At 71.6% G+C, this 16,018-nt stretch carries 15 protein-coding genes; 14 read left to right on the forward strand and 1 reads right to left on the reverse strand.

The window, feature by feature from the left end; genetic code table 11:
• Positions 1-444: a transcription antitermination factor NusB gene (gene nusB / locus IE286_RS20040; protein WP_189798150.1), complete on the forward strand. Its 444-nt coding sequence runs from the start codon at positions 1-3 to the stop codon at positions 442-444.
• Between the two features lie 262 nt (positions 445-706).
• Here the strand turns inward: nusB and bldD are convergent, their stop codons facing one another.
• A complete protein-coding gene (bldD, locus tag IE286_RS20045; RefSeq protein WP_189798151.1) occupies positions 707-1,210 on the reverse strand; it encodes a transcriptional regulator BldD in 504 nt (167 codons plus the stop codon).
• Positions 1,211-1,511: 301 nt separating this feature from the next.
• On the opposite strand from bldD, the gene pyrR reads away from it, so the two are divergent.
• The 13 genes from pyrR (at position 1,512) to metK (ending at position 16,000) form a co-directional block, all read left to right on the forward strand.
• Entirely contained in the window at positions 1,512-2,099 is a 588-nt protein-coding gene (gene pyrR, locus IE286_RS20050; RefSeq protein WP_189798152.1) for a bifunctional pyr operon transcriptional regulator/uracil phosphoribosyltransferase PyrR, read from the forward strand.
• A 101-nt stretch (positions 2,100-2,200) separates the two neighbouring features.
• Entirely contained in the window at positions 2,201-3,178 is a 978-nt protein-coding gene (locus IE286_RS20055; RefSeq protein WP_189798153.1) for an aspartate carbamoyltransferase catalytic subunit, read from the forward strand.
• 4 nt (positions 3,179-3,182) lie between these two features.
• Entirely contained in the window at positions 3,183-4,469 is a 1,287-nt protein-coding gene (locus tag IE286_RS20060; protein ID WP_189798154.1) for a dihydroorotase, read from the forward strand.
• Positions 4,466-5,071 carry a PH-like domain-containing protein gene (locus IE286_RS20065; RefSeq protein WP_189798155.1) on the forward strand — a complete coding sequence of 202 codons (606 nt, stop codon included), beginning with the start codon at positions 4,466-4,468 and terminating at the stop codon, positions 5,069-5,071. The genes IE286_RS20060 and IE286_RS20065 overlap by 4 nt, the downstream gene beginning before the upstream one ends.
• A complete protein-coding gene (gene carA, locus IE286_RS20070) occupies positions 5,068-6,210 on the forward strand; it encodes a glutamine-hydrolyzing carbamoyl-phosphate synthase small subunit (RefSeq protein WP_189798156.1) in 1,143 nt (380 codons plus the stop codon). Before IE286_RS20065 ends, carA begins: the two co-directional genes overlap by 4 nt.
• Positions 6,203-9,511 (forward strand): carbamoyl-phosphate synthase large subunit, encoded by a 3,309-nt coding sequence (gene carB, locus IE286_RS20075; RefSeq protein WP_189798157.1) that lies wholly within the window; start codon positions 6,203-6,205, stop codon positions 9,509-9,511. Before carA ends, carB begins: the two co-directional genes overlap by 8 nt.
• Positions 9,512-9,582: 71 nt before the next feature.
• Positions 9,583-10,692, forward strand: coding sequence for a quinone-dependent dihydroorotate dehydrogenase (locus IE286_RS20080; RefSeq protein WP_189798158.1), 1,110 nt, complete (start codon positions 9,583-9,585; stop codon positions 10,690-10,692).
• Positions 10,689-11,534: an orotidine-5'-phosphate decarboxylase gene (gene pyrF / locus IE286_RS20085; protein ID WP_189798159.1), complete on the forward strand. Its 846-nt coding sequence runs from the start codon at positions 10,689-10,691 to the stop codon at positions 11,532-11,534. The genes IE286_RS20080 and pyrF overlap by 4 nt, the downstream gene beginning before the upstream one ends.
• A gap of 287 nt (positions 11,535-11,821) precedes the next feature.
• Positions 11,822-12,145 carry an integration host factor gene (locus IE286_RS20090; protein WP_125496088.1) on the forward strand — a complete coding sequence of 108 codons (324 nt, stop codon included), beginning with the start codon at positions 11,822-11,824 and terminating at the stop codon, positions 12,143-12,145.
• Between the two features lie 110 nt (positions 12,146-12,255).
• Complete coding sequence (gene gmk, locus IE286_RS20095) at positions 12,256-12,849, forward strand: guanylate kinase (RefSeq protein ID WP_189798160.1); 594 nt, start codon at positions 12,256-12,258, stop codon at positions 12,847-12,849.
• A gap of 71 nt (positions 12,850-12,920) precedes the next feature.
• A complete protein-coding gene (gene rpoZ / locus IE286_RS20100; protein WP_125496086.1) occupies positions 12,921-13,193 on the forward strand; it encodes a DNA-directed RNA polymerase subunit omega in 273 nt (90 codons plus the stop codon).
• Positions 13,194-13,359: 166 nt separating this feature from the next.
• On the forward strand, positions 13,360-14,565 hold the full coding sequence (coaBC, locus tag IE286_RS20105; protein ID WP_189798161.1) for a bifunctional phosphopantothenoylcysteine decarboxylase/phosphopantothenate--cysteine ligase CoaBC: 1,206 nt from the start codon (positions 13,360-13,362) through the stop codon (positions 14,563-14,565).
• A 226-nt stretch (positions 14,566-14,791) separates the two neighbouring features.
• The gene (gene metK, locus IE286_RS20110) at positions 14,792-16,000 is read left to right on the forward strand and encodes a methionine adenosyltransferase (RefSeq protein ID WP_189798162.1); all 1,209 of its coding nucleotides are present in this window, start codon (positions 14,792-14,794) and stop codon (positions 15,998-16,000) included.
• Positions 16,001-16,018 lie beyond the last annotated feature (18 nt).

Below are 16,018 nucleotides of genomic sequence, written 5' to 3' on the forward strand. Positions count from 1 at the left end.
GTGGCTGCCCGCAACACGGCCCGTAAGCGCGCCTTCCAGATCCTCTTCGAGGGTGACCAGCGCGGTGCCGACGTCCTGACCGTGATGGCGGACTGGATGCGGCTCTCCCGCACCGACCCCCGGCAGCCGCCGGTGAGCGAGTACACGATGCAGCTGGTCGAGGGGTACGCCCAGCACGCGGCCCGGATCGACGAGCTGATCGCCCAGTACGCCGTGGGCTGGACGCTGGACCGCATGCCGGTCGTCGACCGCAGCATCCTGCGGCTCGGTGCCTATGAGCTGATCTGGGTCGACGAGACCCCGGACGCCGTCGTCCTGGACGAGATGGTGCAGCTCGCCAAGGAGTTCTCCACGGACGAGTCGCCCTCCTTCGTCAACGGTCTGCTCGGCCGGCTGAAGGAGCTGAAGCCCTCGCTGCGCCGGGACACCGACGCCCAGGCCTGACACCGGACCGCACCGTCCGGTCACCCGCCTTGTGGAGGGGCCCGCAGCACTGCGGGCCCCTCTGCCGTGTCCGGGGCCGCTTCCCCGTCGTCCCGCGCACCGCTCACGGACGGGCGCCGGACGAGGACCCCGGGCAGGCGCCGGACACAGAAGCCGGCGGAGCAGACAACAGCCGGGGGCCGGAACACGGTGGTTCCGGCCCCCGGCGGCACGTTTCTGCTGGTAGCGGCGGGACCTGTCGGCACCCGCGGTGAGGGTGGGCTCAGGACTCCTCGTGGGACGCCACCGCACGGCGCGCGTCCGCGTCCAGCACACCCCAGCTGATCAGCTGCTCGGTCAGCACCGAGGGCGACTGGTCGTAGATCACGGCGAGGGTGCGCAGGTCGTCCTGGCGGATCGAGAGCACCTTGCCGTTGTAGTCACCGCGCTGGGACTGGATCGTCGCGGCGTACCGCTGCAGCGGGCCCGCCTTCTCAGGCGGCACGGTGGCCAGCCGCTCCAGGTCCAGAACCAGTTTCGGCGGCGGCTCGGCGGCGCCGCCCGGGGTGCTGCCCGGCAGCAGCTCCTGCACGGGAACCCCGTAGAAATCGGCCAGCTCGGCGAGGCGCTGCACGGTCACGGCCCGGTCGCCACGCTCGTAGGAACCGACCACCACCGCCTTCCAGCGTCCCTGGCTCTTCTCCTCGACACCGTGGAGGGAAAGGCCCTGCTGGGTGCGGATCGCCCGGAGCTTCGCCCCGAGCTGTTTGGCGTATTCGCTGGACATATAGCTCCCCGGCACTGTGTCGACGCGGGACTGGCTTTCGGGTTCCAGACCGCGCGGCTGGTAACTCACTGTGAGGTTACGCAGCGTTACACTGCCGCGTCAAGCCGAATGGTCCGGACCGCCTCATCCGTGGTATCGCCCCCGCGCTGCGCCACGGGAGTGACGGAGTGCGTCCGGGGGAGTGACGGGGGCGGTGGAGGGGGCCGCCCGGGTGCGTCTGTGCCACCTGGTAGCGTGGTCGGCGCAATGACGACGTCCTTTAATGTCCGTCCCGTGAGGCGGAGAAGGAGGTCCGTTTCGTATGGACACGCACGCGGAGGCGGACACGTCCGCCGCCCGGCCCGTTCTCGAAGGCCCTGACATCCAGCGGGTGCTGACCCGCATCGCCCACGAGATCGTCGAGCGCGCCAAGGGCGCCGACGACGTGGTGCTGCTCGGCATCCCCACCCGGGGCGTCCACCTCGCCCGCCGGCTGGCCGCCAAGCTGGAACAGATCACCGAACGCCCGGTCCCCGCCGGCTCGCTCGACATCACCATGTACCGCGACGACCTGCGCCTGCAGCCGCCGCGGGCGCTGGCGCGCACCGAGATCCCCGGGGACGGCATCGACGGCAGGCTCGTCGTCCTCGTCGACGACGTGCTCTTCTCCGGCCGCACCATCCGCGCCGCCCTCGACGCCCTGAACGACATCGGACGCCCCCGCGCGGTCCAGCTCGCGGTCCTGGTCGACCGCGGCCACCGCGAACTGCCGATCCGCGCCGACTACGTCGGCAAGAACCTCCCGACGTCGCTGCGGGAGACGGTCAAGGTCCAGCTCGCCGAGGAGGACGGCCGCGACAGCGTGCTGCTCGGCGCGAAGCCGGCCGCCCAGGGCGGGCGCCTGCACTGACACCTGCGCGCGTCCGGCCCGTCCGCACGCCCCCGCAGGCCCGTCATGCCCTCGCCTGCCCCAAATCTCCTCTTCATGAATTTCGTCACGGAGCCTGACAGATGCAGCGTCATCTCATCTCGGCCGCCGACCTCACCCGCGACGACGCCGTCCTGATCCTCGACACCGCCGAGGAGATGGCCCGGGTCGCGGACCGGCCGATCAAGAAACTGCCCACCCTGCGCGGCCGCACCGTCGTGAACCTCTTCTTCGAGGACTCCACCCGGACCCGGATCTCCTTCGAGGCCGCCGAGAAGCGGCTGTCGGCCGACGTCATCAACTTCAGCGCCAAGGGGTCCAGCGTCTCCAAGGGCGAGTCGCTCAAGGACACCGCCCAGACGCTGGAGGCCATGGGCGTCGACGCCGTCGTCATCCGCCACAGCGCCTCGGGGGCGCCGTACCGGCTGGCCACCTCCGGCTGGATCGACGCCGTGGTCATCAACGCCGGCGACGGCACCCACCAGCACCCCACCCAGGCCCTGCTGGACGCCTTCACCCTGCGCCGCCGGCTGATCGGCCGCGACGCCGGACTCGGCCAGGACCTGTCCGGCAAGCGCGTCACCATCGTCGGCGACGTCCTGCACAGCCGCGTCGCCCGCTCCAACGTGGACCTGCTGCACACCCTCGGCGCCGAGGTCACCCTGGTCGCCCCGCCCACCCTGCTGCCGGTCGGCGTGGAGAGCTGGCCCTGCGAGGTGTCCTACGACCTGGACGCCGCGCTGCCCAAGTGCGACGCGGTGATGATGCTCCGCGTCCAGCGGGAACGCATGAACGCCGCCTTCTTCCCCACCGAGCGCGAGTACTCCCGCCGCTACGGCCTGGACGCCGACCGCATGGCCCGGCTGCCCGAACACGCCCTGGTGATGCACCCCGGTCCGATGGTCCGCGGCATGGAGATCACCGCCGAGGTCGCCGACTCCGGCCGCTGCACCGCCGTCGAGCAGGTCGCCAACGGCGTCTCCATCCGCATGGCCGTGCTGTACCTGCTGCTCGGCGGCATGGAGCCCGCCGTCACCCACTCTCGTAGCGAGGAGAAGTAACCAGATGAGCACAACCCTGATCCGTGGCGCGAAGGTGCTCGGCGGCGAGCCGCAGGACGTGCTCATCGACGGCGAGACCATCGCCGAGGTGGGCTGCGGCCTGAGCGCCGAGGGCGCCGAGGTCGTCGAGGCCGGCGGCAAGGTGCTCCTGCCGGGCCTGGTGGACCTGCACACCCACCTGCGCGAGCCGGGCCGCGAGGACTCCGAGACCGTCCTGACCGGCACCCGCGCGGCCGCCGCCGGCGGCTACACCGCCGTCTTCGCCATGGCGAACACCTTCCCCGTCGCCGACACCGCCGGCGTCGTCGAGCAGGTCTGGCGGCTCGGCCGCGAGCACGGCTACTGCGACGTGCGGCCCGTCGGCGCCGTCACCGTCGGCCTGGAGGGCAAGCAGCTCGCCGAGCTGGGCGCCATGCACGACTCCGCGGCCGGCGTGACCGTCTTCTCCGACGACGGCACATGCGTGCACGACGCGGTGATCATGCGGCGTGCCCTGGAGTACGTCAAAGCCTTCGACGGAGTCGTCGCCCAGCACGCCCAGGAGCCCCGCCTGACCGAGGGCGCCCAGATGAACGAGGGCGCGGTCTCCGCCGAGCTCGGCCTGGGCGGCTGGCCGGCCGTCGCCGAGGAGGCGATCATCGCCCGGGACGTGCTGCTCGCCGGGCACGTCGGCTCCCGCGTGCACATCTGCCACCTGTCGACCGCCGGCAGCGTCGAGATCGTCCGCTGGGCCAAGTCCCGCGGCATCCAGGTCACCGCCGAGGTCACCCCGCACCACCTGCTGCTCACCGACGAGCTGGTGCGCACCTACAACCCGGTCTACAAGGTCAACCCGCCGCTGCGCACCGAGCGCGACGTGCACGCCCTGCGCGAGGCGCTCGCCGACGGCACCATCGACATCGTCGCCACCGATCACGCTCCGCACCCGCAGGAGGACAAGGACTGCGAGTGGCCCGCCGCCGCCATGGGGATGGTCGGCCTGGAGACCGCGCTGTCCGTGGTGCAGGAGACCATGGTGGACACCGGCCTGCTGGACTGGGCCGGCGTCGCCGACCGCATGTCCTTCGCGCCCGCGCGGATCGGACGGGCCACCGGGCACGGCCGCCCCGTCTCGGCAGGTGAGCCCGCCAACCTCACCCTGGTCGACACGTCATACCGTGGCCCGGTGGACCCCGCGCGCTTCGCCTCGCGCAGCCGCAACACCCCCTACGAGGGCCGTGAGCTGCCGGGCCGTGTCACCCACACGTGGCTGCGGGGCAAGGCCACCCTCGTCGACGGGAAGCTCACGTGACATCTGTATCCCCGTACGCAGCCGGGCTCGCGACCACGCTCGCCGCCCAGGAGAAGTCGGCGCCCGTGACCGACTGGGCCGCCCGCATCGGCTGGCTCGTGGGCCTCGCGCTGTTCGTCGCCCTCGTCTACTGGCTGATGCGCGAGGGCTGGAAGTGGCGCGGCACCCTCCAGAGCGACCTGCCCGAGCTGCCCGAGCCGCCCCAGGACCCCGGCCCGGCGACACTCACGATGACCGGCCGCTACCACGGCTCCACCACCGCCGGCCAGTGGCTGGACCGCATCGTGGCCCACGGCCTGGGCACCCGCAGCCGCGTCGAGCTGACCCTGACGGACGCGGGAGTGGAGGTCGTACGCCCCGGCGCGACCGACTTCTTCGTCCCCGCCGCCCAGCTGCGCGGGGCCCGGCTCGACAAGGCCATCGCCGGCAAGGTCCTCACCGAGGGCGGCCTGCTGGTCGTCACCTGGGAACACGGCGGGAAGCTGCTCGACTCCGGCTTCCGCTCCGACCGGGCGGACGAGCACACCGCATGGGTGAGGGCCCTGAACTCCATGACCGAGACACAGCGCGACACGCACACCAAGGAAGGCGCCGAACGATGACCACCTCCACCAGGGGAGCTGCACGGGTTCCCGCCGTACTCGTCCTGGAGGACGGCCGGATCTTCCGGGGCCGCGCCTACGGGGCCGTGGGGGAGACGTTCGGCGAGGCCGTGTTCTCCACCGGCATGACCGGCTACCAGGAGACCCTCACCGACCCCTCCTACCACCGCCAGGTCGTCGTGATGACGGCCCCGCACATCGGCAACACCGGCGTCAACGACGAGGACCCCGAGTCGCGGCGCATCTGGGTCGCCGGCTTCGTCGTGCGCGACCCCGCACGCGTGCCCTCCAGCTGGCGCGCCAAGCGCACCCTCGACGAGGAGCTCGCCGCCCAGGGCGTCGTCGGAATCAGCGGCATCGACACCCGCGCCCTCACCCGCCACCTGCGCGAACGCGGCGCGATGCGGGTCGGCATCTTCTCCGGGGACGCCGTCCGGGACGACGCCACGCTGCTCGCGCGGGTCGCCGAGGCCCCCGGGATGCTCGGCGCCGACCTGTCCGCCGAGGTCGCCACCCGGGAGCCGTACGTCGTCCCGGCGATCGGCGAGAAGAAGTTCACCGTCGCCGCCGTCGACCTCGGCATCAAGGGCATGACCCCGCACCGCATGGCCGAGCGCGGCATCGAGGTGCACGTCCTGCCCGCCGACGCCACCCTGGAGGACGTCTACGCCGTCCGACCCGACGGCGTGTTCTTCTCCAACGGCCCCGGCGACCCGGCCACCGCCGACCACGCGGTGGCCGTGATGCGGGGCGTCCTGGAGCGCGGCACACCGCTGTTCGGCATCTGCTTCGGCAACCAGATCCTCGGCCGCGCCCTCGGCTTCGGCACCTACAAGCTGAAGTACGGCCACCGCGGCATCAACCAGCCCGTGCGGGACCGCACGACCGGCAAGGTCGAGGTCACCGCGCACAACCACGGCTTCGCCGTGGACGCCCCGACCGACCGGATCTCCGACACCCCCTACGGCCGGGTCGAGGTCAGCCACGTCTGCCTGAACGACGACGTGGTGGAGGGCCTCCGGCTGCTCGACAAGCCGGCCTTCAGCGTCCAGTACCACCCCGAAGCGGCCGCCGGCCCGCACGACGCCGCCTACCTGTTCGACCGCTTCGTCTCCCTGATGGAGGGCCAGCGTGCCTAAGCGCACCGATATCCAGTCCGTCCTGGTCATCGGCTCCGGCCCGATCGTCATCGGCCAGGCCGCCGAGTTCGACTACTCCGGCACCCAGGCGTGCCGGGTGCTGAAGTCCGAGGGCCTGCGGGTCGTGCTCGTGAACTCCAACCCGGCGACGATCATGACCGACCCCGAGATCGCCGACGCCACCTACGTCGAGCCGATCACCCCCGACTTCGTCGAGAAGATCATCGCCAAGGAGCGCCCCGACGCCCTCCTGCCCACCCTGGGCGGCCAGACGGCCCTGAACACCGCCATCACGCTGTACGAGAGCGGCGTGCTGGACAAGTACGGCGTCGAGCTGATCGGCGCCAACGTCGAGGCCATCCACAAGGGCGAGGACCGCGACCGGTTCAAGGAGGTCGTGGAGCGGGTGCGGGAGAAGACCGGGCACGGCGAGTCCGCCCGCTCGGTGATCTGCCACTCCATGGAGGAGGTCCTCGCCGGCGTCGAGCGGCTCGGCGGCTACCCGGTCGTCGTCCGCCCGTCCTTCACCATGGGCGGCGCCGGCTCCGGCTTCGCCCACGACGAGGAGGAGCTGCGCCGCATCGCGGGCACCGGCCTGGCCCTGTCCCCGACCACCGAGGTGCTCCTGGAGGAGTCCATCCTCGGCTGGAAGGAGTACGAGCTGGAGCTGATGCGCGACAGCAACGACAACGTCGTGGTCGTCTGCTCCATCGAGAACCTCGACCCGATGGGCGTGCACACCGGCGACTCGATCACCGTCGCCCCGGCGATGACGCTCACCGACCGCGAATACCAGATCCTGCGCGACATCGGCATCGCCGTGATCCGCGAGGTCGGCGTCGACACCGGCGGCTGCAACATCCAGTTCGCGGTCAACCCCGCCGACGGCCGGATCATCGTCATCGAGATGAACCCGCGCGTCTCCCGCTCCTCCGCGCTCGCCTCCAAGGCGACCGGCTTCCCGATCGCCAAGATCGCCGCCAAGCTGGCCGTCGGCTACACCCTGGACGAGATCCCCAACGACATCACCCAGGAGACCCCGGCCTCCTTCGAGCCGACCCTGGACTACGTCGTCGTCAAGGCGCCGCGCTTCGCCTTCGAGAAGTTCCCGCAGGCCGACTCCACGCTGACCACCACCATGAAGTCGGTCGGCGAGGCCATGGCCATCGGCCGGAACTTCACCGAGGCCCTGCAGAAGGCGCTGCGCTCGCTGGAGAAGAAGGGCAGCCAGTTCACCTTCACCGGGGACCCCGGCGACAAGGACACGCTGCTGCGCGAGGCCACCCGGCCCACCGACGGCCGCGTCAACACCGTCATGCAGGCCCTGCGGGCGGGCGCGACCCCCGAGGAGATCGTCGAGGCGACGAAGATCGACCCCTGGTTCGTCGACCAGCTGCTGCTGATCAAGGAGATCGCCGACGAGCTGGCCGAGGCACCCGAGCTGACCGCGGACCTGCTCGCCGAGGCCAAGCGGCACGGCTTCTCCGACCAGCAGATCGGCGAGATCCGCGGGCTGCGCGAGGACGTCGTCCGCGAGGTGCGGCACGCGCTCGGCATCCGCCCGGTCTACAAGACGGTCGACACCTGCGCCGCCGAGTTCGCCGCGAGGACGCCGTACTTCTACTCCTCCTACGACGAGGAGACCGAGGTCGCGCCGCGCGAGAAGCCCGCCGTGATCATCCTGGGCTCCGGGCCCAACCGCATCGGCCAGGGCATCGAGTTCGACTACTCCTGCGTCCACGCCTCCTTCGCGCTCAGCGACGCCGGCTACGAGACCGTCATGGTCAACTGCAACCCGGAGACCGTCTCCACCGACTACGACACCTCCGACCGGCTCTACTTCGAGCCGCTCACCCTGGAGGACGTGCTGGAGATCGTCCACGCCGAGCGGCAGGCCGGCCCCGTCGCCGGGGTGATCGTCCAGCTGGGCGGCCAGACCCCGCTGGGCCTGGCCCAGGCCCTGAAGGACGAGGGCGTGCCCATCGTCGGCACCCCGCCGGAGGCCATCCACGCCGCCGAGGACCGCGGCGCCTTCGGCCGCGTGCTCGCCGAGGCGGGCCTGCCCGCCCCCAAGCACGGCACGGCCACCACCTTCGCCGAGGCGAAGACCATCGCCGACGAGATCGGCTACCCGGTCCTGGTCCGCCCGTCCTACGTGCTCGGCGGCCGCGGCATGGAGATCGTCTACGACGAGGCCCGCCTGGAGGCCTACATCGCCGAGTCGACCGAGATCAGCCCCAGCCGGCCGGTCCTCGTCGACCGCTTCCTCGACGACGCGATCGAGATCGACGTCGACGCCCTCTACGACGGCGAGGAGCTGTACCTCGGCGGCGTCATGGAGCACATCGAGGAGGCCGGCATCCACTCCGGCGACTCGGCGTGCGCCCTGCCCCCGATCACCCTGGGCGGCCACGACATCAAGCGGCTGCGCGCCTCCACCGAGGCCATCGCCAAGGGGGTCGGCGTCCGCGGTCTGATCAACATCCAGTTCGCGCTGGCCGGCGACATCCTCTATGTGCTGGAGGCCAACCCGCGCGCCTCCCGCACCGTCCCCTTCACCTCGAAGGCGACCGCGGTGCCCCTGGCGAAGGCCGCCGCCCGGATCTCCCTGGGCGCCACCATCGCCCAGCTGCGCGAGGAGGGCCTGCTGCCGAAGAGGGGCGACGGCGGCACCATCCCGCTGGACGCGCCGATCTCCGTCAAGGAGGCCGTCATGCCGTGGTCACGGTTCCGCGACATCCACGGCCGCGGCGTCGACACCGTCCTCGGCCCGGAGATGCGCTCCACCGGCGAGGTCATGGGCATCGACTCCGTCTTCGGCACCGCCTACGCCAAGTCGCAGGCCGGCGCCTACGGCCCGCTGCCCACCAAGGGCCGCGCGTTCATCTCGGTCGCCAACCGCGACAAGCGCTCGATGATCTTCCCCGCCCGTGAGCTGGTCGCCCACGGCTTCGAACTGCTCGCCACCTCCGGCACCGCCGAGGTGCTCAAGCGCAACGGCATCCACGCCACCGTGGTGCGCAAGCAGTCCGAGGGCACCGGCCCGAAGGGCGAGCGGACCATCGTCCAGCTCATCCACGACGGCGAGGTCGACCTCATCGTCAACACTCCCTACGGCACCGGCGGCCGTCTCGACGGCTACGAGATCCGCACGGCCGCCGTGGCGCGCTCCGTGCCGTGCCTGACCACGGTCCAGGCGCTCGCCGCCGCCGTCCAGGGCATCGACGCCCTCAACCACGGCGACGTAGGGGTCCGCTCACTGCAGGAACACGCCGAGTTCCTGACCGCGGCCCGCGACTAGCACCCGACGAGGGGGACACCACGAGCGGTGTCCCCCTCGTCATGAGGACCCCGAGGACTGACTTCCCCGAGATGTACGCACTCTTCTTCCGTCTGGTCTTCCGGCGGATGGACCCGGAACAGGCCCACCACCTCGCCGTCGGCTGGATCCGTCTGGCCGCCCGCATCCCCGTCCTGCGCACCTTCCTCGCCGCCGCCCTCGCGCCCCGGTACAAGGAGCTGCGCACCGAGGCCCTTGGGCTGCGCATGCACGGCCCCTTCGGGCTCGCGGCCGGCTTCGACAAGAACGCCGTCGCGATCGACGGGCTGTCGATGCTGGGCTTCGACCACGTCGAAATCGGCACCGTCACCGGCGAGCCGCAGCCCGGCAACCCGAAGAAGCGCCTGTTCCGGCTCGTCGCGGACCGCGCGCTGATCAACCGCATGGGCTTCAACAACGACGGCTCGCTGGCCGTCGCCGCCCGCCTGGCCTCCCGCACCCCGGTCTTCAGGACCGTCGTCGGCGTCAACATCGGCAAGACCAAGGTCGTTTCCGAGGAGGAGGCCGTCGCCGACTACGTGAAGTCCGCCGAGCGCCTCGCCCCGCACGCCGACTACCTGGTCGTCAACGTCTCCTCCCCGAACACGCCCGGCCTGCGCGACCTGCAGGCCACCGAGGCGCTGCGCCCGCTGCTGACCGCCGTGCGCGAGGCCGCCGACCGGGTCGTGCCCGCCCGCCGGGTGCCGCTGCTGGTGAAGATCGCCCCCGACCTCGCCGACGAGGACGTGGACGCGGTCGCCGACCTGGCCGTGGAACTCGGCCTGGACGGCATCATCGCCACCAACACCACCATCGCCCGCGAGGGGCTCGGCCTGCGGTCGGCGCCCGCGCTGGTGAAGGAGACCGGCGGCCTGTCCGGCGCCCCGCTCAAGGAGCGCTCCCTTCAGGTCCTGCGCCGCCTGTACGCCCGCGTGGGCGACCGCGTCACCCTGATCGGCGTCGGCGGCATCGAGACCGCCGAGGACGCCTGGCAGCGCATCCTGGCCGGCGCGACCCTCGTCCAGGGCTACAGCGCCTTCATCTACCAGGGCCCCTTCTGGGCCCGCGCCGTCCACAAGGGGCTCGCCGCGCGCCTGCGCACCAGCCCGTACGCCACGCTCGCCGACGCGGTCGGCGCCGATGTGAGGAACAAGCACGCATGAGCCGTCCGGAGCCCTTCGGCGCCCGGCTGCGCCGCGCCATGGACGAGCGCGGGCCGCTGTGCGTCGGCATCGACCCGCACGCCGCCCTGCTCGCCGAGTGGGGCCTGAACGACGACGCGGACGGCCTGGAGCGCTTCAGCCGCACCGTCGTGGAGGCGGTGGCCGACCGGGTCGCCGTCCTCAAGCCGCAGAGCGCCTTCTTCGAACGGTTCGGCTCACGGGGCGTGGCCGTGCTGGAGCGCACCGTGCGCGAGGCACGTCAGGCCGGGGCGCTGGTGGTCATGGACGCCAAGCGCGGCGACATCGGCTCCACCATGGCCGCCTACGCCGAGTCCTTCCTGCGCCCCGGCGCGCCGCTGTTCTCCGACGCGCTGACCGTCTCGCCCTACCTCGGCTACGGCTCGCTGAAGCCCGCCGTGGAGCTGGCGCGGGAGCACGGCGCGGGCCTGTTCGTGCTGGCGCTGACCTCCAACCCGGAGGGCGCCGAGGTGCAGCGCGCCGTGCGCGCCGACGGCCGCACCGTCGGCGCCGGCGTCCTCGCCCACCTGGCCGCCGAGAACGCCGGCGAGCAGCCGCTCGGCTCCTTCGGCGCCGTGGTGGGGGCCACGCTCGGCGACCTGTCCTCCTACGACCTGGACATAGGCGGGCCGCTGCTCGCGCCCGGGATCGGCGCCCAGGGCGCGCGGGCGGCGGACCTCCCGGCGGTCTTCGGCGCCGCGCTGCGCAACGTCGTGCCGAACGTCAGCCGGGGTGTTCTTCGTCACGGTCCCGGCGTCGCCGGACTGCGGGACGCGGCCCTGAGGTACGCGGACGAGATCCGCGCGGCCGTGGCGTCCGGCTGAGCATCGAGGAGCGGTCCGAGGTGCTCCGGAGTCCGGATACCTTTTCAAATACAGGGCGATATGTCCCGAATGTCCGGCCATGGCTGAGGCTGACCAGGACTTTTCCGCTGTTCTCGCTGACTCCGGCGCCCTCGACCGCTAGTCTCCGTCGAGTGGGGACGCCTCCCAGGCCCCGCAAGCCATGGGGGAGGACGGGCGAGCGTGTTGCTCGTGGCTCCCCAGGTGTGGGGCTACTAGGTTCCTCACCGGTCCGTATCCGACAGTTCGACATCCGAGGTGACGTAGGCGTGGCTCTTCCGCCCCTTACCCCTGAACAGCGCGCAGCCGCGCTCGAAAAGGCCGCCGCGGCTCGCCGGGAGCGGGCCGAGGTCAAGAATCGACTCAAGCACTCCGGCGCCTCCCTGCACGAGGTCATCAAGCAGGGCCAGGAGAACGACGTCATCGGCAAGATGAAGGTGTCCGCCCTTCTCGAGTCCCTGCCGGGCGTGGGCAAGGTCCGCGCCAAGCAGATCATGGAGCGGCTCGGCATCTCCGAGAGCCGTCGTGTGCGCGGCCTCGGCTCCAACCAGATCGCTTCCCTGGAGCGCGAGTTCGGCGGCACCGGTTCCTGAGCCCGGCAGGCCGCTCGGCCCGCCCTCCGGGCGGACGACGCGACGTTCCGGACATGGGGTGCCCGGCCCTCGAGTGCCGGGCACCCCGGGACAGCTGGAATAATCGCTGCATGGCTGGAACACCCCGGGGGGCGTCCCCCGTGCCCCCGGACGCACGTCCGCGACTGACCGTGCTCTCCGGCCCCTCCGGGGTCGGCAAGAGCACGGTCGTCGCCCACATGCGCAAGGAACACCCCGAGGTCTGGATCTCGGTGTCCGCGACGACCCGCAAGCCCCGCCCCGGCGAGGAACACGGCGTCCATTACTTCTTCGTCACCGACGAGGAGATGGACAAGATGATCGCCAACGGGGAGTTGCTGGAGTGGGCCAAGTTCGCCGGCAACCGCTACGGCACCCCGCGAGCGGCCGTCCTTGAACACCTCGAGGCCGGCGTGCCGGTGCTGCTGGAGATCGACCTCCAGGGTGCTCGCCAGGTGCGCGAGTCGATGCCGGAGAGCCGGCTCGTCTTCCTGGCCCCGCCGTCCTGGGACGAGCTGGTCCGCCGGCTCACCGGGCGGGGGACCGAGCCCCCCGAGGTCATCGAACGCCGGCTGGAGGCGGCCCGCACCGAGCTGGCGGCCGAGCCCGAGTTCGACCAGACCCTCGTCAACACCTCCGTCGAGGACGTGGCGCGCGAGCTGCTAGCCTTGATGGGTGTTGCGTGATCGTGACGGTCGCCGTGACGGCCCCGCCGACCACACCGACTGATTTTTTCCCATCCATCGGAAGGTAGAGCGTGTCCTCTTCCATCTCCGCGCCCGAGGGCATCATCAACCCGCCGATCGACGAGCTTCTCGAGGCCACCGACTCGAAGTACAGCCTCGTGATCTACGCGGCCAAGCGCGCCCGTCAGATCAACGCGTACTACTCGCAGCTCGGCGAGGGCCTCCTGGAGTACGTCGGTCCGCTCGTCGACACCCACGTCCACGAGAAGCCGCTGTCCATCGCCCTGCGTGAGATCAACGCCGGTCTGCTGACGTCCGAGTCCGTCGAGGGCTCCGGCCAGTGAGCTGCTGAGGACGCGTCGGCGCGCCCGAGGCGTCCCACGCCGGTCGTACCGGCAGACCGCCAGAAGGTTCCATCCACAGGCCCGGCATCACGACTGCCGGGCCTGTGGTGTGTCATAGAAGGCGTGCGCCGCACCGGGCGCACCCGGGCCGCATCGGGGAGTGACGGTGGACAAGCCGAAGGTCGTTCTGGGAGTGAGCGGCGGCATCGCCGCGTACAAGGCGTGCGAGCTGCTGCGCCGGCTGACCGAGTCCGGGCACGACGTACGGGTCGTCCCCACGGCCTCCGCGCTGCGCTTCGTCGGCGCCGCCACCTGGTCCGCCCTGTCCGGCCACCCCGTCGCCACCGAGGTCTGGGACGACGTCCACGAGGTCCCGCACGTCCGCATCGGCCAGCAGGCCGACCTGGTGGTCGTGGCCCCCGCCACGGCCGACATGCTCGCCAAGGCCGCGCACGGCCTCGCCGACGACCTGCTGACCAACACCCTGCTCACCGCCCGCTGCCCGGTGGTCTTCGCCCCGGCCATGCACACCGAGATGTGGGAGCACCCGGCCACCCAGGAGAACGTGGCGACGCTGCGCCGCCGCGGCGCCGTCGTCCTCGAACCGGCCGTCGGCCGCCTCACCGGCGCCGACAGCGGCAAGGGCCGCCTGCCCGACCCGGCAGAGATCTTCGAGGCCTGCCGCCGCGTCCTGGCCCGCGGCGTCCGCGAGCCCGACCTGGCCGGCCGGCACGTCGTGGTCAGCGCCGGCGGCACCCGGGAACCCCTCGACCCGGTCCGCTTCCTCGGCAACCGCTCCTCCGGCAAACAGGGCTACGCCCTGGCGCGCACCGCGGCGGCCCGCGGCGCCCGCGTCACCCTGGTCGCCGCGAACACCTCCCACCTGCCCGACCCGGCGGGCGTCGACGTCGTCCCGGTCGGCACGGCCGTCCAGCTGCGGGAAGCGGTGCTCAAGGCCGCCGCCGACGCCGACGCGGTCGTCATGGCCGCCGCCGTCGCCGACTTCCGGCCCGCTGCCTACGCCACCGGGAAGATCAAGAAGAAGGACGGCCAGGACCCCGAGCCCGTCGTGCTGGTGCGCAACCCGGACGTGCTGGCCGAGATGTCGGCCGACCGGGTGCGGCCCGGGCAGGTGATCGTCGGCTTCGCCGCCGAGACCGACGACGTCCTGGCCAACGGCCGCGCCAAGCTCGCCCGCAAGGGCTGCGACCTGCTGGTGGTCAACGAGGTCGGGGAGCGCAAGACCTTCGGCTTCGAGGACACCGAGGCCGTCGTCCTGGCCGCCGACGGCACCGAGACCCCGGTCCCGCACGGGCCGAAGGAAGCCCTGGCCGACACCGTGTGGGACCTGGTCGCCGCGCGACTGAGCTGACCTCGTGCCCGGTCCGAGGATCACTCGGGCGGCTCGTCGAGAGGTGTTCATGACCGGCGGGCATCGGGCAGAATGCCCGTGCCGCAGGTCACAGCGCTCCCGAGAGGCGAGACAGGTGGGCCCGTGGCAGAAGTCGACCGATAAACTGTCCACGGCCGGCGCCGGGTGCAGCCCCGTGCCGACCGTCAATGATCAGCCAGCAGCCGCTGCAACCCCAGGGAGCGTTGTGTCCCGTCGCCTGTTCACCTCGGAGTCCGTGACCGAGGGTCACCCCGACAAGATCGCTGACCAGATCAGCGACACCATTCTCGACGCGCTTCTGCGTGAGGACCCCACGTCGCGGGTCGCCGTGGAGACGCTGATCACCACCGGTCTGGTGCACGTGGCCGGCGAGGTCACGACCAAGGCCTACGCGGACATCGCGACCCTGGTCCGCAACAAGATCCTCGAGATCGGCTACGACTCCTCCAAGAAGGGTTTCGACGGCGCCTCCTGCGGCGTGTCCGTGTCCATCGGCGCGCAGTCCCCGGACATCGCGCAGGGCGTGGACGCGGCCTACGAGGCCCGGGTCGAGGGCGACGACGACGAACTGGACCGGCAGGGCGCCGGCGACCAGGGCCTGATGTTCGGCTACGCCTCGGACGAGACGCCCACCCTGATGCCGCTGCCGATCTTCCTGGCGCACCGGCTCGCCAAGCGGCTGTCGGACGTGCGCAAGAACGGCACGATCCCCTACCTGCGCCCGGACGGCAAGACCCAGGTCACCATCGAGTACGACGGCGACAAGGCGGTCCGCCTCGACACCGTCGTCGTCTCCTCGCAGCACGCCAGCGACATCGACCTGGACTCGCTGCTGGCCCCCGACATCCGCGAGTTCGTCGTCGAGCCCGAGCTCAAGGCCCTGGTCGACGAGGGCATCAAGCTGGACACGGACGACTACCGCCTGCTGGTCAACCCCACCGGCCGGTTCGAGATCGGCGGCCCGATGGGCGACGCGGGCCTGACCGGCCGCAAGATCATCATCGACACCTACGGCGGCATGGCCCGCCACGGCGGCGGCGCCTTCTCCGGCAAGGACCCCTCCAAGGTGGACCGCTCCGCCGCCTACGCCATGCGCTGGGTCGCCAAGAACGTCGTCGCCGCGGGCCTGGCCTCCCGCTGCGAGGTCCAGGTCGCCTACGCCATCGGCAAGGCCGAGCCGGTCGGCCTGTTCGTCGAGACCTTCGGCACCGCCAAGGTCGACCACGAGAAGATCGAGCAGGCCATCGACGAGGTCTTCGACCTCCGCCCGGCCGCCATCATCCGCGACCTCGACCTGCTCCGCCCGATCTACGCCCAGACCGCCGCCTACGGCCACTTCGGCCGTGAGCTGCCCGACTTCACCTGGGAGCGCACCGACCGCGTGGACGCGCTGCGCAAGGCCGCGGGCCTGTAGGCAGCAGCCCGACCGACC

This window comes from Streptomyces thermodiastaticus (genome assembly GCF_014656135.1).
Classification (GTDB): Bacteria; Actinomycetota; Actinomycetes; order Streptomycetales; family Streptomycetaceae; genus Streptomyces; species Streptomyces thermodiastaticus.

What these genes read in the sequence shown, in the direction of transcription:
- bldD (WP_189798151.1), bottom strand. Translation starts at nt 1,210, where the DNA reads ATGTCCAGCGAATACGCCAAACAGCTCGGGGCGAAGCTCCGGGCGATC.
- pyrR (WP_189798152.1), top strand. Translation starts at nt 1,512, where the DNA reads ATGGACACGCACGCGGAGGCGGACACGTCCGCCGCCCGGCCCGTTCTC.
- IE286_RS20055 (WP_189798153.1), top strand. Translation starts at nt 2,201, where the DNA reads ATGCAGCGTCATCTCATCTCGGCCGCCGACCTCACCCGCGACGACGCC.
- IE286_RS20060 (WP_189798154.1), top strand. Translation starts at nt 3,183, where the DNA reads ATGAGCACAACCCTGATCCGTGGCGCGAAGGTGCTCGGCGGCGAGCCG.
- carA (WP_189798156.1), top strand. Translation starts at nt 5,068, where the DNA reads ATGACCACCTCCACCAGGGGAGCTGCACGGGTTCCCGCCGTACTCGTC.
- IE286_RS20080 (WP_189798158.1), top strand. Translation starts at nt 9,583, where the DNA reads ATGTACGCACTCTTCTTCCGTCTGGTCTTCCGGCGGATGGACCCGGAA.
- pyrF (WP_189798159.1), top strand. Translation starts at nt 10,689, where the DNA reads ATGAGCCGTCCGGAGCCCTTCGGCGCCCGGCTGCGCCGCGCCATGGAC.
- gmk (WP_189798160.1), top strand. Translation starts at nt 12,256, where the DNA reads ATGGCTGGAACACCCCGGGGGGCGTCCCCCGTGCCCCCGGACGCACGT.